This window comes from Vibrio sp. A11 (genome assembly GCF_013048705.1).
Classification (GTDB): Bacteria; Pseudomonadota; Gammaproteobacteria; order Enterobacterales; family Vibrionaceae; genus Vibrio; species Vibrio metschnikovii.
This window is the reverse complement of record NZ_VHSI01000002.1, coordinates 47,786-66,796: the sequence shown is the minus strand read 5'-3', so window position 1 is coordinate 66,796 and position 19,011 is coordinate 47,786. Positions and strand designations below refer to the sequence as shown.

Sequence of the window (19,011 nt, the reverse complement as noted above, 5' to 3'; positions counted from 1 at the left end):
AAGCTTGTCTTGGGCGTTTTGCTATCTTGAGATAAGCTAATGCTACCGCTCACTACTAAAAAGGAAACATCATGTCAGAAGCGAACATTCAACACTTAACTCAAGAACAACAAGATAAAATCGATGCGGCAGTCTTTCGTCGTCTGTTAGCGCATTTAGATAATAATAAGGACGTTCAGAATATTGACCTGATGATTTTGGCTGGTTTTTGTCGTAACTGTTTTTGTAAATGGTATCAAGCGGAAGCTGAGACGATAGGGATTGAAATGGATATTGATAAGGCGCGTGAGCGCATTTATGGCATGAGCTATGATGAGTGGAAAGCTAACTATCAATTACCTGCAACACCAGAGCAAGCGGCGGCTTTTGCCGCACGCCAGCAAAATTCTTAATCTTGGTTTTATCCCCAAACACTCTATTTTTAGGTGGTTGGGGATAAGTGAAAAGCATTTATCGAAGCAACGGCTATTGTTTTTTAAGATTATACAAAGACGCTAAATCGCCAGTAATTCTCTCGCCATTAGTGTCTAATTTCATCAACATGTTTTCACCGACAAAGTATTGATTGGGTGAATCCGATTCCCCGTCTAAGGTGATGACGCTGCCATTGTTTTCCCAGTGGAATTTTCCTTGAGAGACAAATGGAGCTGCTTGCTCTTTACCTTGATAAACTTGAGTAAGTTGATAGGTCAGATCATCATTTAATACCAAGGTATATTCAATGCCGGCACAATCTGCGCAGGGGAGTACGCCTTGATAGGTTCCTTGCCAATCTAAACTATTGTAAGCGGTGTGTTCGCTTTTAAACGCTTCATCGATTACTGACTCATCATCATTAACATCGATGGTCACGGGAGCGGTTTGTGACTCTACAGGGGCAGAGGCTTGCTGTTGATTATCACAGCCAGCCAACACTAAGGTCAGTGCACTGACGACAAAAAGAGATTTTTTGATCATATTCTATACCTTCAATTGAAACGGACGTTGTGATAGCCACCGGCCTTATCTATGAGCCGTTCGACGACGGTGTGAAGTCGTTGGTGACTGAGGTCGTTATTATTCATCAAATGAACGTTAACCGCGTCAGATAGGCGTCATGTTTTCGACATTCGCTGTCAGAGAACGGTCATCGTTAAAACAAAAGCCACATAATCAATAGCTTGATGTTATCCCCTTCCTACTTAAAGCTGCAGCGGTGTTAGCTACGTTTGTTTATCCCAATCGTATAGTCTGTCTATGCTCATGGGGACTCACTTACCGCCAACCTGCAACTCCAAGTCGTTTGGAGATAGATCTATTAATTTTCAATCGTCAAGGATAGCTTTAATCCAGTTGGCCTGTAAGCTGAAACGTCTCTAACTTATCGGCGTAAGGTGCTAAGTCACCGATGTTGTGTGCTAGCCACTCTGGGTTGTAATAAGTATCCAAATAACGCTCACCACTGTCGCATAATAAGGTCACAATTGAGCCTTGCTCACCGCGCTGTTTCATCTCACTGGCTAGCTGAAGTGCGCCATAAAGGTTGGTTCCGGTTGATGCGCCGGCTTTTCTTCCCACGATCTTTTCTAACCAATGAATGGTAGCGATACTGGCCGCATCGGGGATTTGTCTCATCTCATCAACCACATTGGGAATAAAACTCGGCTCGACACGTGGTCGGCCAATGCCTTCAATTTTACTGCCGCACTGCAGCGTTAACTCACTATTGCGCGTTTGGTAATAATCGAAAAATACCGAGTTTTCTGGGTCGACGACGCACAGCTTAGTATTATGTTGCTGATAACGGATAAAACGGCCAATGGTCGCGGAAGTGCCGCCGGTGCCTGGGCTCATCACAATCCAACTTGGAATGGGATGATCTTCCCGTTGCATTTGCTGAAAAATACTATCGGCGATATTACTGTTACCACGCCAGTCGGTGGCTCGCTCTGCATAAGTAAATTGATCCATATAATGACCGTTTAATGCTTGTGCTAAGCGGCGAGACTCAGCATAAATTTGATCGCTGCGATCGACTAAATGTGCTTTGCCACCATAAAACTCAATTTGTTCGATTTTCTTACGCGCGGTGCATTTCGGCATCACCGCAATAAAAGGCAGGCCCAGTAAGCGGGCAAAATAGGCCTCAGAAATCGCAGTGCTGCCAGAAGAGGCTTCAATAATTGGCGTATCTGGACCAACCCAGCCATTACATATCGCATACAAAAACAAAGAGCGAGCCAAGCGATGTTTGAGCGAGCCAGTGGGGTGCGTGCTCTCATCTTTAAGATAAAGGTCAATCCCCGCAATGCTAGGCAGATCGAGCTTAATTAAATGGGTATCAGCCGAGCGTTGAAAATCGGCTTCGATTTTACGAATCGCGTTATTAATCCATTGATGGTCGGTACACATGGTGGCGTTCTCACAGTCATGGTGAGCAATTGCTCATGAGTTAATGCTGATAATGTACGTTGTGTGAGGGAGAAAAACTTGGTTATCTTGCCTTTGATTTGCTAATTTAAGAGAATTATTTTCTCTATAATATAATTGCTATAGAAATAAAAGGTGGTGGATATGGATCGAATTGATAAACAGTTACTGGCGATGTTGCAAAAAGACAGCACGTTATCGCTCAATGAATTAGCCGATGCGGTCAATTTAACCAGCACGCCATGTTGGAAACGATTGAAAAAGCTCGAAGAGTCGGGGGTGATCAGCCAACGGGTGGCGCTGCTCGATCCAGAACGTTTAGGGCTGTCTTTTATCGCTTTTGTGATGGTCAAAACCAGTGATCACTCCCATGAGTGGTATCAACGGTTCGTTAATACCGTGGAGGATTTTCCGGAAGTGATGGAATTTTATCGCATGGCTGGTGAGTATGATTACATGATGAAAGTACTGGTCAAAGACATGAAAAATTTTGACCAGTTCTATAAAAAACTGGTCAATAGTGTCGATGGTTTAAACAATGTCACTTCCACCTTTGCGATGGAGTCTTTGAAATACACCACCGCCTTACCGCTTTAAAGGAAGCGTTTTATTTAAAACGCATCACCCCTTCTTGTACCGCTGTTGCCACTAAAGCCCCTTGCTGGTTGTAAATCTCGCCGCGCACTAAACCACGGGTATTGCTCGCGGTTGGGCTTTCAATTGCATAAAGCAGCCATTCATCCATTTTAAACGGGCGATGGAACCAGATCGAATGATCGATCGTCGCCACTTGGAAATTCGGCGTCATCAGTGAGACTTGATGAGGATGCAGCGCGGTAACGAGAAATCCCCAGTCTGACGCATAACCGAGTAAGTATTGATGAATTAACTGATCATCAGGCACTTCACCATTCGCGCGAATCCATAAATATTGTTTAGGCTGTTCTTTTTGTGGTTTTAACGGATTAATCACCGTCACAGGGCGGATCTCAATCGGTTTCTCACCGCAAAACGCGTTACGAATTTTTTCTGGCAATAAATGGGCAATTTGCGCCGCTAGCTCAGATTCTGAAGCAAAATTTTCTGGCCCGGAAATATTAGGCATCGCATTTTGATGCTCAAACCCCGGCGCTTCACCATGATAAGAAGCGGTGAGATAAAAAATCGGTCGACCGTTTTGAATCGCTTTTACTCGGCGGGTGCTAAAGCTACGACCGTCACGTAGGTTTTCTACATCATAAATAATTGGTTTTTCAGGATCGCCCGGATACAAAAAATAGCTATGGAAGGAATGGACGGTGCGATCGGAATCTACCGTGTAACGGGCCGCCGAGAGCGCTTGCCCAATCACTTGACCGCCATAGACTTGGGGTAAACCAAGGTTCTCGCTTTCACCTCGGTACAAACCTTCTTCAAGCTTTTCAAGCTGTAGTAGGCGTAATAATTCGCTTAGTGGTTTACTCATGACCCTCACCTAATGATGGTTGTTTGTATACCCTTCCTACCTGCAACTCCAAGTTGTTTGGGTATAGACTAAAATTAGTTCACTTAAGTATTAGCCACTATTTTGTGAAATAGGTCAAATATTTGTCAAGAGGGAATGTGATTTATGAAACATGTTGAAACGATCCCTCGCCCCTTTGCTGATGAGATAAACGTCTAAGGTCGCCATTGATACTGGCGTAGTGAAATTTTTCCAGATGAATTGATCACAACCTGTTCGGCAAGCAGTAAAGCGTGTTGACGCGCTTTATCGGCCCCGCTCAACGATGACTCACCTCGGCCATTAATCACTCTAAACCAAGGTAGTTTGCTGCCTTGCGGCAATCGGCTTAACACTTTTCCTACCTGACGAGCATAGCCCGGATAGCCCGCTAAATGCGCAACTTGCCCATAGGTCGCTACTCGACCAAAAGGAATTTGGTGCACCACGGCAAAGATTTGTTGAGAAAATTGGTCCATACTCATAAAGCCCTAGTTCAATGGTTACCACGGATAGGTATAAGGAGAGGGTATGATAGTGTCGGTTATGCAATTTATGATCACCATAATCTTAGCGATTGTCTGTGGTCAAGCCCTAGGTTTGAGTGAAGGCAATTGGTCATTGATCGCTTTATTAGTGCCAGCACTGTGGGTGTTGCCTCGCAGTGGTAATGCGGGCTTGGTGTTGTTGGGCGGTTTACTGGTCTATGGCTTCACGCTGTCTTACCAGCCAGCCGCGTTATCTGTGAGTATGTGGGTTATCTTCCCATTACTGATGGTCGCTTTTTCTGCGCCACGCCATAAAGGGGTTATGGTGATTTGTGGTTTAATTTTGCTGACGCTGCAAGTCGGAATTATGACCACGCAATCAGCAGGTAAGCTTGATGGCACTCCGGTCATGACGGTATTACAAATACTCTCGGTGAGCGCGATATGGTGGGCGGTTAATAGTTGGAAATACACGCCTTCATCGGCTCGCCACTGGTGGGCATTATTATTGTTGCTGCCTTTGTGGATTGCTGAATTCACCTTCGCGGTTGTTATTTCATTGTGCGTGACTGGGTTAATGGCCATCATCAATAAACTTGTGAAGCAAAGAGCAGAGCATTGGCCAACGTTATTGTGCTGGACGCTACCGTCGGTGGCGTTTATGGGCATCGTGCTGGCTCCGGCCATCGAAGTACCCAAACCGGTCTTTGTGGTTTGGCTATGCTTGCTCGCGACAGCGTGGATGACGGACTACCTACTGAAAAGCAGTGAAGAGCAGATAGAGTAGTACAAAACTCCACCATCATTGCCTGAGAATAAAAAGATTGCTCAATTGCTGCCCAGTTAACCCGCCTTTATTGATTTTATGAGAGCGGAGGGTTGCAATAGAGGAGGGGATGCCGGATAATCCTCGCACTCTTTAGCCAAGGCGCTAAAGTGCTCTATGGAGGCCCTGGTCCTCCCGCAACACTAGTTCGTGAACTTGGTCAGGTCCGGAAGGAAGCAGCCACAGCGAATGACGTGTGTGCCGGGATGTGGCTGGGGCTTCCACCCATCTAGCTGTCTCTGAAATTCAAATCTCATTCTTTTAAACGTATAAAATATCCCACACTTTCAGCCTATCTGTCTCGATATAAACGGAACAGCGAACTGAACTTAAACCGCTATCGTTCGTATTACTGATTATTATTTTCAATAAATTCAGTTTATTACGGAGTTAGTATGAACCAGATAAACCCAGCTAAGTTACGAAATAGTAAATGGACGGCGGTAAAGCCGCTTAAACGGGAAAAGCATTTTTTGATTTCAGAGGTTGAGTATGATGAAGAGGGTGCAGTGATGTCATGTTTACTTGAATCCGTGCTGTCGAGAAATGAATATTCAATAGACTGGCTTGAACTCAAAAATGAGGAAAAATGGCGTCAAGGCTGGAAGTAGTTGCTCCCTTCGCAACGCTTTAAACGTTTTCTCCATACCACCTTGCAGATTTATTGCGCGTTAACATCGCAGCGTGACGATGCCTTGCAATAGCTTTTGTCGCTTGTCCCAAGAGGTGCCAAGTGAGCTGGAGTCAATTTCACTGCCCAATGTTGTTTAAGACAAGGTAGACTGACAGGTTTTTAACGTGGTTCAATCGGGAGTTTGTTTTATGCGCAAGTCAGATAAGAAGGTTGAGAATCTCATTAGAGAAGTGTTAACCGAAGTTTGTGAAAGCACGTTAAAAGATTACGATGGTTTCCTTTGGGTGACTCATACGGTCAAATACACTTCTTTTCCACAAAGCTTAGCAATAGTCTGCGTATTTGAAACCAATCAGCATCGAGCCAACTTTTTACAGGGAGAAGGCCGCCTGCATGTCTCAGCTACTATTCAAAAGGCGTTTAATCAGGTAGGGGTACCATTAAAGAACGCCGATAAGCAAATCAGCTACGATATTCAGCAAAAGCGTTAGTGCGGCCATTAATCAAAGTGAATTGTGGCTGTAGGGGTATCAAAGGCTTTATTTTATAAGTTTTGAATAAAGCCAGAAAGTTAAGCCTAGCTTCTTGATCTGAACGATGAATCAAGCTCGCTTAAATTCAGAGCTATGCCGGAGTAAACTCATTTTTGCCCCAAAGTGTGTTTGGGGCAATTCTATATTACACGAGAGCAGGGCTGTTATTTATCTGTGGTATTGAAACACGTTAATCAACGCGCCATGTCTGAACCGCTTGCTCGGCCATCCACTTTTGTTGCTCATTAACAGTGTCTAAGTTCCATTCGGAGTATTCAGTGACTTTTTGAGCCAAATAGTATGGAGCGTTATTATACGCATCTTTCTTTTGTTCAAACGTTGCTCGTTTTAAGTCGTCTTTATCAAGTAGAAGCATATTACCTAGACGATCTTTAACGTCATTTATGCCTTCACCGAAGCTAGCAGTCCATTGCTTTTCAGGATTATATGGACAAATATGCTCCAAGGTTGTTTTGTTAAAGTCACAATGGAAGCCGAGGTGGTTTTCAATCTCAGCAAGTAGGAACCTGATTTTTTTAGCCGTTTGTCTGCTTGGCATTCGATGAAACTCGAAAGCATTAAAGAACGTATCATCATTTGGGTACAATCTCTTGAACTCCTCGCTATTCTTTATATGACTTGCTCTTTTGTACTCTTTTCCTGATACCTTTATTGCTATTTGGTTGTAGAGTGATTCTTGTTCACTTGGCGACAAATGACAAATTACGTTGTATCGAATAGATAGAACGTATAAATATTTTACTGTTTTTACAAACTCTTCTGGCGTGAAGTGCTTAAATGCTGGGAGCAGAACAGCTAGTGGTTGTTTAATATTGAACAACCGAATACCAACTAAGAACTTAAGCGAATCTCTATACTCTTGAGCTTGCTCAGCCCACCATGAATCACTAGGGTTTATTAATGACGCATAAATCGGGGCATAATCGATTAGCTCTCTTAGATAAGCGTACGCTTCTGGAGGAGTAGTAACTACTCTACGCATAGATGAGAAAAGCTCTTTTTTAGTGACCATCTTCCTATGAGAGTTGTAGTGGTATCGAACAAAGTCAGAAACATTGCTTTCACCAAGCTGAGCAATCAACTCAGACCAATTTTCATCCAACTCATCTAACTCATCATCTTCAATACCATCGTTTTTAGTAACTATTGAAAACAAATAGTTTTTCAATAGATCTGGGGTTGAAAGTTGAACACCTCGTGCGTTAAGAGTCTCAAAAACTTTGTACGCATTTAAATCGTCTTGCACAATAATCTTGGTAAAGATCATTGCCGAGGAAAACTTCATGATGAACTGCGCAATCTCAGCACCAGTAGCGCCGAATTCTTTTGTGCTAAAAAAGTCGAAACACTTCCTAATGAGCTTGTTAGTAGATGTAATCCCTCGGTGATTTGGCGCTTCCAGTGTCGAGCATATCTTCTGGAAGTATCTATTGTTATTTCGATTTAGTTCCAGCTTACTGACAACTTTTAATGAAACTAAATTTTTGTTACCAACAAACTTCTTGGTAAGCTCAGCGAGTCTTTCCTTGTTATCGGCTTCGTCTTCGCCTCTTTCAATCATACCCGAAAGAGCCTTCATTGCTGCAAGGACAATTAGTGAAAGAGTCACTAATCTCTGTTGGCCATCAATCACTTCAAACTGATACTGCTCAGTTTGTTGCAAAACTATGTAGCCCATGTAATGGAAGCCTTCTTCATCGAGGGCATTTATGTCATTCCAAAGGTCTTCCCATTGTTCAATATCCCAAGCGTAATCACGTTGAAATCTAGGAACTAAGTATTTACTTGAACTACCAATTAACTCATTAAAATTCTCATTTTTTGGTTCCATTAACATAAACTGTTTTGCCATAAGAGTTTCCTGCATAAGCTATTGATGTAGATATATTATCCTATGTATGAGGCACTATCATGTTTTATCTTTGCTCGATAGGTTAGAAATGCATTTCGTAACTCATTTATGTCCGTGCGACCTGAAGTCGTATGAAGCGTTGTTTACCACGACAAGAGTGAACCGTCTGTATCACCAGATGATCCTAGGTTCCTGAATAAAGCAGCGGAACCGACAATGTAACGAAACTCAGACGTTAGGCTGAGTGGGAACGGAATCGTGAGAGGATGTTCCTCCTGAGAACCACAATTCGGGTGAGTGCTAGGGAGTCAATATGATGAATGTAATGTGAATCCATGTAAGGTGCGTTATATGATGAAGCAGCGGAAGTGGTTAATACGCTGTAGCCAAAATGGCAGCGAGAGTCGGAAAGAGATTGGACATTACTCTTTCGTGATCAGCGTACTCTTCGCACTATAGTGGGCATCTAAGTTGACATTTTACGCGACATACGGAACAGGGTAAGCCTGTATACCTCCCTATGGGAAAGCAGCCTGTGAGGGTTGCCGATAGGTATGCAGGTAAAGGAGGCTAGAGAAAGCGAATGCCCCTTTGTAATGAAGGGGATACAGGTTTATATCTGGCGCGAAAGCGAGCTGACTTCTAGCTGGTCTCCCGTTGCGAAATAGCTTGAAGAACTTTATTAAAGAAGAAAAGCAAATGATGATTTCGAATGAAATTAGTGCGTCTTCTGACAACGAACCTTGGTTTCTTATTCACTGAGTCACCATTGGGGCAGTTTTAAAGCTTTAAGCATGTATCGCAAAGGTAATTTAGTTACTGGGTGCTTAACGGTGCCTTTGTGGAGGCTTGAGCCGTATGCAGTGAAAGTTGCACGTACGGTTCTGAGGAGGGAGGCATCTGGCAACAGGTGCCGCCTATCCGACATTTGTGAGTTACAGCGCTTACTAAATTAGAAAGTTACAGATTAGATGGTGTATTGCAAATCCCCTTTTCAGAAGGGATAGAAACGAGAGTATATCGCATTGTATCTTACCTCTCTTTCCATGCACGTCAGAGAAGCTTTTCACCGCTTATCAAACCGTCGAATCTAGTCGATATACTAATCGATTACATCATGCTTTCGGTGTAATGAGTGTCGGAAGAGCATTCTATATTTATATTTATTTCTGACGAAGTAATCCGTTTCCATACAAAATGGCGTAGCAAACATTCACAGCAGAACTAATGTAGATTAATCTTTGTATTGAGCTGGAGTGGCTGCTACTAGTTTCTTAAAATTACGATGAAAGTGACTTTGATCATTAAACCCTAATTCTGTGGCAACTGATGCAATATTATGTCCTTTCTTTAGCAACACCTTCGCTTCATTTATTCGCATGGCAATTTGCATGGCATGGGGGGTTATCCCATAAGATTTTCGAAATGAATGAATTAAGTGGTATTCACTTAACCTAGAGTGTTGAGCAATCTCTCTGATTGAGATGTTGTTTTTGAAGTTGTCACATATAAAGCGATGAGCTCTGGCGATATTTGCTTTTGTTAGGCTCAACTCATCGATATCTATGGCGTTGGCATTGCGAAATAAATTGGAGAAAAATTCGATGCTTTCTTCCTCCACTTTTATGTGATCGACATCGTCTATGATTGAGTTTGCCAATGATTGAAACTGCCAGTAGAGCTCTGGGGAATTAGTATGAATAATCGAGAATGGTATAAAATTTTTTGAGGGGTTATCTACAATCATAGATTGTATGTTACCTAACCACTTCGGGCATACATAAAGCATCTTATAGCTCCAATTGGTATCTCGAGTGGGGTTACATGAATGTACTTCCAATGGGTTCACTATGACAAGAGAGCCCATTTCGATTTTGCTTTCCATATTGTTATTAAAATAATCACTTTGACCACAATCTACCGATCCAACAGAAAACTCTTCGTGAGTATGTTTACCATAGCATGCGTTTGAATTTGTGGAACAACGCAGTTCTATAGGAATTATATTGGATCGATAAAATTGCTGTTTAGCCATATCAACGAATACTCTTTCAACTAGATATGAAGAAAGTATATAGAACAGTTAACGCTAGTAGTAGTCCCATAGAGATGTTAAACAGCTTGAACTGCTTAGGTGTTTCTATAACAGAACTGATGGTAACCCCTAGTATTGCCCACACTGAGAGCGATATGTAGCAAACGACAAAGAATATGCCACAGAATAAAAGTAATACCTCTAGTCCTACGTTTTGCCCTGTATAAAAAACTGAAATACCAGCAAGCGAAACGATCCATGCTTTAGGATTCAGCCACTGACACATCATACCCTGCAAGAGCGATGGCGCTGATTTGCTTTCTTCTGAATCTTTACTTTTAGTGGTAGGTTCTTGGGTAGTCACTTTATAAGCGAGATATAATAGAAAACTTCCTCCTACATATGTCATGCCCTTTGCTAAATAAGGAATTTCGGCAATGAATTGCGATAATCCAAAGCCCAACAAAAACAAAATGGATACAAACCCGAAAGTTGCGCCAGTGATATGAGGTATAGTACGGGTATATCCGTAATTCGCTCCAGTAACAGTGGCTAAAATGTTTACTGGGCCTGGTGAGATCGAAGTCACTAAGGCAAAAGCTGCCATCGCTATTAGTTGTGAAATCATTATTGTTCCTTAAAAATCCGTAACTTCGCCAGTGCCATTAATAAAGCGATGTTCTTGTAAATCAACGATTCGATATCTTTTGGGTTTGATCTTGCCAGTCTTGCAATCGCCCGCTTGCCTCTCCCAATATCCCTGCTCAAATTCATCGGTTAAATGTAACTCTGATAGACACTTGACTCCCTTATAGCGATATAATGAGAAATCAACCAACCTAATTGGGTAGCCTTCTTCCAACGACAAAGCCGCACCATCGATAGCCCAAATGATCATGGCTCTGTTTCCAAAAGCATTGTCAAGTCAACCGCTGTTTGTTGAGCACCACCACTGGTAGAATCAGTGAGCTGTACTTCAATTTGAGCTTTTCGTATATCAGGAACATTTTCTTCGGACGATCGTATAAGGCCGTCTAATCGAGACAGTGGAGCATGATGAGACGCTATAGATATTGTATTTTTACTCAATATTTTGAATGTCAGATTAGATATATCTTTACATGCCAAGTAATAGGCGGGGGGGCAAAAAAAAACGAACCCAAAAGGAGCGTTCGCTCGTTCATGTAAAAGTTATCAACCTTCTGGTATGCATTAGCAACAAGAAGTAAACATGACTCATTGGATTCAACATGCTCAGAGGCTTGTTCAAAGGTGCTGAATAATAGTACTTCTAATGGGGCCCCAATAAGCCTTGACAGGTACTGAGCTGCATATTGGCTGCTTGAGCCTTCAGGTCCCAGCGTAGCTACACAGGTTATTTGCGGAGTTTGCCTAAGCCAAAAAATGCCGTTGTTTGGTGTCATTGTATAGTCCTTTACGCAGCAGTAATTGAGCTACACAATAGAACTCTCCTTCACACAAGTATTGTACAAAACTGTTGTTTATTTCCCCAATTTTGAATAATAAAAAGTTAGCTATTCAGTTGACTAACAGACGCAATCCCACCTTCTGCCTTACTATTTTTTATTGAAGCACACCGAACATGAATTTTTTTCACAATGAACATTAAGTAACAACATTGTTAACTTAATCATGGGCGAGTTATAACTGAGTCATGAATTGAACGGATGATCATTTGGTTTCATCTGATTGACACGGAAGATAACGCTGATGACTCAACATTTTACTTTTACCATTAAAAAGACTCGTCTTGATGAAAATTATCATCCAGCAGACAACACTCGTATTACCACGAACTTTGCTAACTTAGCGCGTGGTGAACATCGTCAACAGAACTTGCGTAGCGTATTACGCATGATAGACCAACGTTTTAATGAGTTGGCTTGTTGGGATAACCCAACGGGTGATCGCTACTCGGTCGAGTTAGACATTATTTCAGCCAATATCAAAGTAGAAAATAGCAGCGAAACCATTCCATCGATTGAAGTGCTAAAAACCGGTATTTTGGATAGCAAAACGGGTCAACGGATTGAAGGTATTGTCGGGAATAACTTCTCTTCTTATGTTCGTGATTACGATTTTAGTGTGCGTCTACTGGATTACAATAAAGGCAAAGCGCAATTCTCTGTACCAGAAGACTTTGGTCTTTTGCATGGTAACTTATTTAAATCATTCATTAACTCAGAAGGTTACCAACAAAACTTCACCAAGCCACCGGTGATTTGTTTGAGTGTGTCAGACAGCAAAGTCTATCACCGCACTAATAACCAACACCCAATATTGGGTGTGGAATACCAGCCGACGGATTTATCGTTAACGGAACAGTATTTCCAGAAAATGGGCTTAAAAGCTCGTTACTTTATGCCGAAAAACAGTGTTGCGCCTTTTGCCTTCTACTTCTTTGGCGATCTGCTGAACGATTACACCAATTTGGAGCTGATTAGCACCATCAGCACCATGGAAACTTTTCAAAAGATTTATCGCCCTGAGATTTATTTTGCCAACCGGGTAGCTGGTGAACGTTATGAAGCGAACTTGAAAAGCGATGCCCACTCGTTAACGGATATTGTCTATGACCGCGAAGAGCGCACCCAACTGGCGATAAAACAAGGTAAGTATGCGGAAGAAGTCTTCATCAAACCTTATCAATCGGTTCTTGAACAATGGGTCGCTCAGTGCGCTTAATCGTCAACCAAACAGTAGAATAGCCAACATTATGACAAAATTACTCCCAACTTCAACGGCAGGCAGTCTGCCAAAACCGACGTGGTTAGCTCAGCCAGAAGTGCTTTGGTCACCTTGGAAATTACAGCAACAAGAGTTAATAGATGGCAAATACGATGCTCTGCGTATTGCCTTGCATGAACAAATAATCTCAGGGGTAGACATTGTCAGTGACGGCGAACAAACCCGTCAGCACTTTGTGACGACCTTTATTGAACATTTGCATGGCGTTGATTTTGAGAATCGGCAAACGGTGAAAATTCGTGACCGGTACGATGCTAGCGTGCCAAGCGTGGTTGGCCCTGTATCTCGGCAGAAATCGGTGTTCGTAGAAGATGCAAAGTTTTTACGTTCTCAAACGGATAAGCCCATCAAGTGGGCTCTGCCTGGGCCGCTGACGATGGTTGATACCCTTTACGATGGCTATTATCAATCTCGTAAAGAGCTGGCGTTTGAGTTTGCGAAAATTCTCAATGAAGAAGCTAAAGAGCTAGAAGCTGCTGGTGTCGATATCATTCAATTTGATGAGCCGGCGTTCAACGTTTTTTTTGACGAAGTCAATGATTGGGGGATTGAAGTTCTTGAGCGAGCTATCGATGGTTTAAAATGCGAAACCGCGGTACATATTTGTTACGGCTATGGAATCAAAGCCAATACGGATTGGAAAAAAACCTTAGGCAGTGAGTGGCGTCAATACGAAGAGGTGTTTCCTAAACTGCAACAATCGAATATCGATATTATTTCTTTAGAGTGCCATAACTCTCATGTGCCAATGGAGTTACTCGAACTGGTACGCGGCAAAAAAGTGATGGTCGGTGCTATCGATGTCGCAACCAACAGCATTGAAACACCAGAGGCGGTAGCGGCCACCCTGCGTAATGCTCTGAAATACGTCGATGCTGATAAGCTTTATCCATGCACAAACTGTGGCATGGCTCCGTTGTCTAGAGCGGTAGCACGAGCGAAACTCCACTCATTAAGCGCTGGTGCTGAAATTGTGAGAAATGAACTATTAGCGAAGTCGTAGTGTGTTAGCAAATAGCCACGTATTTAGCTAGACTATAAACGGTTGAGCGTTTTAAGCACACGATGCAAGGACAGCCAGTTAATGGATTTTCAGATACAATCGGGAGTGGCAACATGGTAGCGATTTACATTATTTGTGGTATTGCGATGAGCATTGGTTTATTGGCTCTCTATGCACCCGATATTGAAAAATGGTGTGATAAACAATTGGGTAACCAAGATTAGATTTGGTTATTTAATCCTTTTTCTTATCAATAAAACTTATTTTTAGTTCTTGCATCATCAGCCACTTACGGTTGCTGGTAAGCACAGGTAAATCCCCATGGGCATCAATCAATACTGCGATCAGGGCTGTTGATTGTAGCATCTAATTAACATGCCATTCGTTATTGAAAAGGCCGCTTAGCGGCCTTGATAGAGATAACTGAGGTGAGCAGCATATTTACTGACTTGATGAACTAGTACTACTGGCGGGTTCGATTTTTGCCTGATCGCGTGCTAGCTCTTCACTAAAGGTGCGCTTACGGTAAAAGAAAGTCACTACTGTGGAGTTGATAACAATAAACAGCGAATACATGACTGGAATTAACAAGATTTGTTGCTGTAATTCTCCGGCAAAACTTAAGCTAACCACCAAAGCCGCGAGAGGCCCATTTTGAATCCCCGTTTCTAATGATACTGTGCGCGCTTTTTGCGGATTAAGGCCAAGCAAGCGTGAGAAGAAATAGCCAAAATTAAAACCAATCAACCCGACCATGATAACGGCAACATAAACCGTCCAATGAGTGGTGAGCAGCAGTTGCCAGTTACGTGGTACCCAAGTGGCCAGCAAGAAAATAATCACCAATGCGCCTAACACGCCACCCGTTAATTCAACCACAGCGCCAATATTGGCATTTTTACGCCGTAACCAGATACCAATCAGAGTGGGGATAAGGAGCGCAAACAATAAGCGACCAATTTGATCGGGTGGAATACGCAGTGAGTCATCAATTCCTTGGGTATAGAATTGCATCAGCAACGGAACCATCACAAAAGCCGCTATGGTTGAGCAGATGGTCATCATAATGCTCAAACTAAGTAGACTGCGTGAAAAGTAAGCAAAGATATTCGAAGTGGTTCCACCGGGCATACAACCAATCAATACCATGCCGACCGTTTGCGCAGGGGTGAGGTTAAGTAGCCAAACCAAAGCAAAAGCAATAAAAGGCATCAGTGCGTACTGCGAGCTGAATCCGACAACGATAGCCCTAGGGTGTTTAAAGGCGATACGAAAATCACGAAAGGTTAGGCTTGCACCCATGCCAAACATTATGATGATCATCATTACCGATAATAGGGTTTCTTCAAAAGCGCTTAACATGATGGCCTCCTAATGATCAGAATGGGTCGATTGGCCAAGGGCCATGGCACGAACATCTTTGCGCAGAACCTTGCCGACGGGCGTTTTCGGTAGCTCATCAACAAAGACCACTTTTTTCGGAACCTTATAAGCGGCGAGTTCTTTTTTACAGTGTTTTTTCACGCTGGTTTCATCTAATCCTTGCTCACGCAACACCACATAAGCTTGAACTTGTTCTCCCGTGAGCGGGTCGGGAACGCCGACGACGGCTGACTCCATCACTTGCTCTAAGCCAGCGATCGCTTCTTCCACTTCGTTGGGGTAGACATTAAAACCACTGACAAGGATCAAGTCTTTTTTCCGATCGACTAAGCGTAAGCGACCATCGGGATGCATGATGGCGATATCGCCAGTGTATAACCAACCCTCGCGCAGCGCATGAGCGGTTTCTTCCGGTTGCTGCCAATAGCCCTGCATAATTTGCACGCCCTTAGCAATCAGTTCTCCCGGCTCACCAAGCGGGACGGTATGCCCGTCATCATCCACTAAGCGCAACTGAGTACCAGGCGTTGGAATGCCGATACAGTCAGGACGTGGATCGGTTAAGGGATTAAAACAGAGCACTGGCGAGCTTTCGGTTAGGCCATAACCTTCCACTAGCGGACAGCGAATGGCTTTTTGCCAGCGTTCGGCAACCGTAGCATGTAACGCGGTGCCGCCGGCTAACGCGGCTTTAAGGTGTTTAGGCGGAAAGGTCGTGAACCACTCTTCATTGAGTAGCGCGTTATACAAGGTATTCACGCCAGTCATCCAACTGATAGGGTAGTTATCAAACGCGCGCTGACAGTTTTGGATCGGCCTTGGGCTCGGCACTAGAATGTTATGCGCCCCTTGATGCCAAAACTCCAACAAGTTAACGCTGAAAGCAAAAATATGATACAGCGGTAGGGCAGTGAGTACGGTTTCTTGGCCGCTCGTGATATGCCCTTGGACCAAGCTATCCATCTGCTCTACGTTACCGAGTAAGTTACCATGACTGAGCATCGCCCCTTTCGCAACGCCCGTGGTACCGCCCGTGTATTGGAGCAGCGCGGTGTCATCGCGAGTTAAATCTTGCCAATACTCTTGCACATCCAGCTTGTCGTTTTTTTGGCGTAGACGGCCAAGGTGAATCGCTTGATCGATGGAATGATGAGTTAACTGATGTGGGGGAATCACTTTATTCCAATATTTCAAGACCAGCTTAAGAATGCCGCGTACCACCGGAGGAAACCATTGGGCTAAAGAGGTCACGATAACATGCTGGATCGGCGTCTGTTCGATGACGTCTTGCAGTTTATCGGTGAACATATCGCAAATGACAATGGCTTTTACCCCAGCGTCACTGAACTGATGTTTCATTTCACGGCGGCTATACAGCGGGTTAACGCTGGTTAAGATACAGCCAGATTTGAGCACCCCGATCACGGCAACGGGTAAGCTTAAACAGTTTGGCATTTGCACCGCAACGCGATCACCGGCTTGCAAGCCAAGCTCGCCGCGTAGGTAATGAGCAAAAGCGGTCGACATCTCATCTACTTGTCCAAAAGTAAGGCTACCGTTCATGCCATTGGGCATGCAGGTGGTAAAAGCTTTACGTTGGCTGTATTTGGCGGCCGCTTCACTGAGCATTTCAGGAATACTGCGCCAAGCATGGCTGTCTTTAGCATGGCCTTGATGCAAAGCCAGTTGCTCCGGACTGTAGAGTTTGACCCAAGGGGCTTGGTCATAAATAGCATCGTTAGACATGAAGCGCTCACTTAACAAGTTATCGTTGTTTTGATATCTGACTCATTAACGTATAGCACAAACCACAGAAGGTGCTGATTTTAGTCAGCAATTTCTGAATTTCTATATTCGTAAGTGTGATTTATCCTAACGACTTGAAGTGGTCGTGTTGGTTGAAGATGGTTAGCCATCTTTGAATTTACTATTGGATTGACAAGATTGATCGGCGTAGGCAGCTTACTCACCGATCATTCTTTGTCTTATTTATCTGCTATCTGCACACCTTCTCAATCAGTTTTGCTCTTTCGGTTTTTATTCCGCTAGCAGAATTCTTTTTAAGAGCTGCTCTAACTGTATTTGTTCTTGTTCCGTGAGCACTTCTAACATGCGATTCATATTGTCGACATGGGCATTCAAGGCTTGGTCGATCAAACTTTGTCCTTGTTCGGTCAACATCACCTTACAACTTCGTCTGTCTTGATCGCTGGCCATACGCTGCACTAAGCCGCGTTGCACCAGTTGTTCAATGCGTGTACTGATCGCACCGGAAGAGAGCATCAAGGTTTGGTACAGCTCAGTAGGCGTGATGGCGGTATTGCTACGACGGATGGTCGCCAGAATATCAAACTCAACTGAGCTTAAATCAAAGCGCTGGAAGACTTGATCTAATTGAGGTTTCCAAAGTTCATAAGTGCGGTTTAATCGGCCAACAACGCCCATCGAAGAACAATCTAGATCCGGTCTGATATTGTGCCACTGTGCAAGAATGGCATCCACTTTGTCATTTGGCATGGTGTTATCTGATGACATGATGTCTCCCTCTGAATATATCTTTTTGAAAAGATACTTGATTAAAAACCATTTCTCTATTATTTTCTAAAAAGTATCTTTTTTAAGAGATACTTTTATGGAAGTTAACGCCACTAAATAGGGTCAAAAATGAATACAACGTCAGGAATCAAGACGATGCTGCTTACTGCTATCGCACCTATCGTATGGGGCAGCACTTATATCGTAACCACCGAAGTACTACCGCCAAATGCGCCACTCATGGCTTCTTTAGTACGAGCTCTGCCTGCTGGGATATTGCTAGTACTGTTTGCTCGAACTTTACCAACTGGAAATTGGTGGTGGCGTTTACCTGTATTGGGCTTTTTTAATATTGGTTTCTTCTTTTACTGCTTATTTTTTGCAGCGACTGAATTACCAGGAGGAATGGCAGCATTGGTGATGTCATTCCAACCTATGTTGGTGATGATGATGAGTTGGATTCTTCTGAGCGCACGCATCACCCCTTTGCAGTGGGCGGCGGGGGGGGGGGGTTGGTGTTATTGGGATCGGACTATTAGTGCTTAATCAAACCGCATCTTTGAGCATACAAGGTTTATTGATCGCCTGTTTGGGAACATTCAGTATGGCCTCTGGCGTAGTACTGACCAAAAAATGGGGGCGTCCTCAAAGCATGTCCACACTTGGATTTACCGGCTGGCAATTATTGTTTGGTGGCGTGTTTTTGCTGCCTCCGACCCTATGGATTGAAGGCGTACCAGAGCAAATTACTGTGCTTAACTACCTCGGTTACGGATACCTGAGTGTGGTTGGCGCTATGCTGGCTTACTTTCTCTGGTTCCGTGGTATTGAGCAACTGCCAACGGTCACGGTGTCCTTTCTTGGTTTTTTGAGCAGTGTCTCGGCTTGCTTACTGGGTTATGTCATTCTCGATCAAGCACTCACTTGGACGCAAATTTTCGGGGCAGGGGCGATTTTTATCTCGATCGTGCTGGCTATCCCGCTTTCCACCTCAACCACTTATTCAACAACACTGGCTTGCAGTTTAAAAAGAAATTGAT

The 19,011-nt window shown here is 43.5% G+C and carries 18 protein-coding genes, 1 other RNA gene and 2 pseudogenes; 9 read left to right on the top strand and 12 right to left on the bottom strand.

All coding sequences use genetic code 11. The features are described 5' to 3' along the window. The first annotated feature begins 71 nt into the window (after window positions 1–71). Entirely contained in the window at window positions 72–392 is a 321-nt protein-coding gene (locus FKQ60_RS02805; RefSeq protein ID WP_004395551.1) for a DUF1244 domain-containing protein, read from the top strand. Window positions 393–465: 73 nt separating this feature from the next. On the opposite strand, the gene FKQ60_RS02800 is transcribed toward FKQ60_RS02805, so the two are convergent. Beyond that, entirely contained in the window at window positions 466–954 is a 489-nt protein-coding gene (locus FKQ60_RS02800) for a copper resistance protein NlpE (protein WP_040904867.1), read from the bottom strand. A 369-nt stretch (window positions 955–1,323) separates the two neighbouring features. Continuing rightward, window positions 1,324–2,391, bottom strand: a complete 1,068-nt coding sequence (locus FKQ60_RS02795) for a PLP-dependent cysteine synthase family protein (RefSeq protein ID WP_004395549.1) — start codon at window positions 2,389–2,391, stop codon at window positions 1,324–1,326. 162 nt (window positions 2,392–2,553) lie between these two features. Between FKQ60_RS02795 and FKQ60_RS02790 the strand changes: the two genes are divergently transcribed. Further along, entirely contained in the window at window positions 2,554–3,006 is a 453-nt protein-coding gene (locus FKQ60_RS02790) for an Lrp/AsnC family transcriptional regulator (protein WP_170905997.1), read from the top strand. A gap of 10 nt (window positions 3,007–3,016) precedes the next feature. Here the strand turns inward: FKQ60_RS02790 and tesB are convergent, their stop codons facing one another. After that, on the bottom strand, window positions 3,017–3,874 hold the full coding sequence (gene tesB, locus FKQ60_RS02785; RefSeq protein ID WP_004395547.1) for an acyl-CoA thioesterase II: 858 nt from the start codon (window positions 3,872–3,874) through the stop codon (window positions 3,017–3,019). A 194-nt stretch (window positions 3,875–4,068) separates the two neighbouring features. Further along, entirely contained in the window at window positions 4,069–4,371 is a 303-nt protein-coding gene (locus FKQ60_RS02780; RefSeq protein WP_115152713.1) for an MGMT family protein, read from the bottom strand. 52 nt (window positions 4,372–4,423) lie between these two features. Here FKQ60_RS02780 and FKQ60_RS02775 point away from each other — a divergent pair, with 52 nt between their 5' ends. The 4 genes from FKQ60_RS02775 (at window position 4,424) to FKQ60_RS02760 (ending at window position 6,331) form a co-directional block, all read left to right on the top strand. Then, window positions 4,424–5,167: a hypothetical protein gene (locus FKQ60_RS02775; RefSeq protein ID WP_004395546.1), complete on the top strand. Its 744-nt coding sequence runs from the start codon at window positions 4,424–4,426 to the stop codon at window positions 5,165–5,167. A gap of 163 nt (window positions 5,168–5,330) precedes the next feature. Then, window positions 5,331–5,427, top strand: an RNA gene (ffs, locus tag FKQ60_RS02770) — signal recognition particle sRNA small type. A 174-nt stretch (window positions 5,428–5,601) separates the two neighbouring features. Next, window positions 5,602–5,817 (top strand): TIGR02450 family Trp-rich protein, encoded by a 216-nt coding sequence (locus FKQ60_RS02765; RefSeq protein ID WP_040904407.1) that lies wholly within the window; start codon window positions 5,602–5,604, stop codon window positions 5,815–5,817. A gap of 211 nt (window positions 5,818–6,028) precedes the next feature. Then, window positions 6,029–6,331: a hypothetical protein gene (locus tag FKQ60_RS02760; protein ID WP_040904405.1), complete on the top strand. Its 303-nt coding sequence runs from the start codon at window positions 6,029–6,031 to the stop codon at window positions 6,329–6,331. A 232-nt stretch (window positions 6,332–6,563) separates the two neighbouring features. Here the strand turns inward: FKQ60_RS02760 and FKQ60_RS02755 are convergent, their stop codons facing one another. From FKQ60_RS02755 to FKQ60_RS02740, 4 genes and pseudogenes are all read right to left on the bottom strand, one after another. Continuing rightward, window positions 6,564–8,246: a DUF262 domain-containing protein gene (locus tag FKQ60_RS02755; protein ID WP_004395545.1), complete on the bottom strand. Its 1,683-nt coding sequence runs from the start codon at window positions 8,244–8,246 to the stop codon at window positions 6,564–6,566. A gap of 1,234 nt (window positions 8,247–9,480) precedes the next feature. After that, entirely contained in the window at window positions 9,481–10,281 is an 801-nt protein-coding gene (locus FKQ60_RS02750; RefSeq protein ID WP_170905996.1) for an AraC family transcriptional regulator, read from the bottom strand. Window positions 10,282–10,297: 16 nt separating this feature from the next. Then, window positions 10,298–10,909, bottom strand: coding sequence for a LysE family translocator (locus FKQ60_RS02745; protein WP_202598238.1), 612 nt, complete (start codon window positions 10,907–10,909; stop codon window positions 10,298–10,300). A 9-nt stretch (window positions 10,910–10,918) separates the two neighbouring features. Next, window positions 10,919–11,191, bottom strand: a pseudogene (locus FKQ60_RS02740) (molybdopterin-dependent oxidoreductase); the annotation flags it as partial. Window positions 11,192–12,012: 821 nt separating this feature from the next. Between FKQ60_RS02740 and FKQ60_RS02735 the strand changes: the two are divergent. Continuing rightward, a complete protein-coding gene (locus tag FKQ60_RS02735; RefSeq protein ID WP_004395542.1) occupies window positions 12,013–12,987 on the top strand; it encodes a DUF1852 domain-containing protein in 975 nt (324 codons plus the stop codon). A gap of 31 nt (window positions 12,988–13,018) precedes the next feature. Then, window positions 13,019–14,053: a methionine synthase gene (locus tag FKQ60_RS02730; RefSeq protein WP_004395541.1), complete on the top strand. Its 1,035-nt coding sequence runs from the start codon at window positions 13,019–13,021 to the stop codon at window positions 14,051–14,053. Between the two features lie 234 nt (window positions 14,054–14,287). Here the strand turns inward: FKQ60_RS02730 and FKQ60_RS17735 are convergent, their stop codons facing one another. The 4 genes from FKQ60_RS17735 to FKQ60_RS02715 form a co-directional block, all read right to left on the bottom strand. Further along, window positions 14,288–14,419: a hypothetical protein gene (locus FKQ60_RS17735; protein ID WP_004395539.1), complete on the bottom strand. Its 132-nt coding sequence runs from the start codon at window positions 14,417–14,419 to the stop codon at window positions 14,288–14,290. Window positions 14,420–14,494: 75 nt separating this feature from the next. Beyond that, the gene (locus FKQ60_RS02725) at window positions 14,495–15,415 is read right to left on the bottom strand and encodes a bile acid:sodium symporter family protein (protein ID WP_004395538.1); all 921 of its coding nucleotides are present in this window, start codon (window positions 15,413–15,415) and stop codon (window positions 14,495–14,497) included. 9 nt (window positions 15,416–15,424) lie between these two features. After that, complete coding sequence (locus FKQ60_RS02720) at window positions 15,425–17,182, bottom strand: AMP-binding protein (RefSeq protein WP_170905995.1); 1,758 nt, start codon at window positions 17,180–17,182, stop codon at window positions 15,425–15,427. A gap of 291 nt (window positions 17,183–17,473) precedes the next feature. Next, a complete protein-coding gene (locus FKQ60_RS02715; RefSeq protein ID WP_040904858.1) occupies window positions 17,474–17,953 on the bottom strand; it encodes a MarR family transcriptional regulator in 480 nt (159 codons plus the stop codon). A gap of 147 nt (window positions 17,954–18,100) precedes the next feature. Here FKQ60_RS02715 and FKQ60_RS02710 point away from each other — a divergent pair. Continuing rightward, window positions 18,101–19,010, top strand: a pseudogene (locus tag FKQ60_RS02710) (EamA family transporter). The last annotated feature ends 1 nt before the right edge of the window (window position 19,011 follow it).

Coding starts and splice junctions, on each gene's coding strand:
- FKQ60_RS02805 (WP_004395551.1), top strand. CDS start 72: ATGTCAGAAGCGAACATTCAACACTTAACTCAAGAACAACAAGATAAA.
- FKQ60_RS02795 (WP_004395549.1), bottom strand. CDS start 2,391: ATGTGTACCGACCATCAATGGATTAATAACGCGATTCGTAAAATCGAA.
- FKQ60_RS02790 (WP_170905997.1), top strand. CDS start 2,554: ATGGATCGAATTGATAAACAGTTACTGGCGATGTTGCAAAAAGACAGC.
- tesB (WP_004395547.1), bottom strand. CDS start 3,874: ATGAGTAAACCACTAAGCGAATTATTACGCCTACTACAGCTTGAAAAG.
- FKQ60_RS02780 (WP_115152713.1), bottom strand. CDS start 4,371: ATGGACCAATTTTCTCAACAAATCTTTGCCGTGGTGCACCAAATTCCT.
- FKQ60_RS02775 (WP_004395546.1), top strand. CDS start 4,424: ATGATAGTGTCGGTTATGCAATTTATGATCACCATAATCTTAGCGATT.
- FKQ60_RS02765 (WP_040904407.1), top strand. CDS start 5,602: ATGAACCAGATAAACCCAGCTAAGTTACGAAATAGTAAATGGACGGCG.
- FKQ60_RS02760 (WP_040904405.1), top strand. CDS start 6,029: ATGCGCAAGTCAGATAAGAAGGTTGAGAATCTCATTAGAGAAGTGTTA.
- FKQ60_RS02755 (WP_004395545.1), bottom strand. CDS start 8,246: ATGGCAAAACAGTTTATGTTAATGGAACCAAAAAATGAGAATTTTAAT.
- FKQ60_RS02750 (WP_170905996.1), bottom strand. CDS start 10,281: ATGGCTAAACAGCAATTTTATCGATCCAATATAATTCCTATAGAACTG.
- FKQ60_RS02745 (WP_202598238.1), bottom strand. CDS start 10,909: ATGATTTCACAACTAATAGCGATGGCAGCTTTTGCCTTAGTGACTTCG.
- FKQ60_RS02735 (WP_004395542.1), top strand. CDS start 12,013: ATGACTCAACATTTTACTTTTACCATTAAAAAGACTCGTCTTGATGAA.
- FKQ60_RS02730 (WP_004395541.1), top strand. CDS start 13,019: ATGACAAAATTACTCCCAACTTCAACGGCAGGCAGTCTGCCAAAACCG.
- FKQ60_RS17735 (WP_004395539.1), bottom strand. CDS start 14,419: ATGCTACAATCAACAGCCCTGATCGCAGTATTGATTGATGCCCATGGG.
- FKQ60_RS02725 (WP_004395538.1), bottom strand. CDS start 15,415: ATGTTAAGCGCTTTTGAAGAAACCCTATTATCGGTAATGATGATCATC.
- FKQ60_RS02720 (WP_170905995.1), bottom strand. CDS start 17,182: ATGTCTAACGATGCTATTTATGACCAAGCCCCTTGGGTCAAACTCTAC.
- FKQ60_RS02715 (WP_040904858.1), bottom strand. CDS start 17,953: ATGCCAAATGACAAAGTGGATGCCATTCTTGCACAGTGGCACAATATC.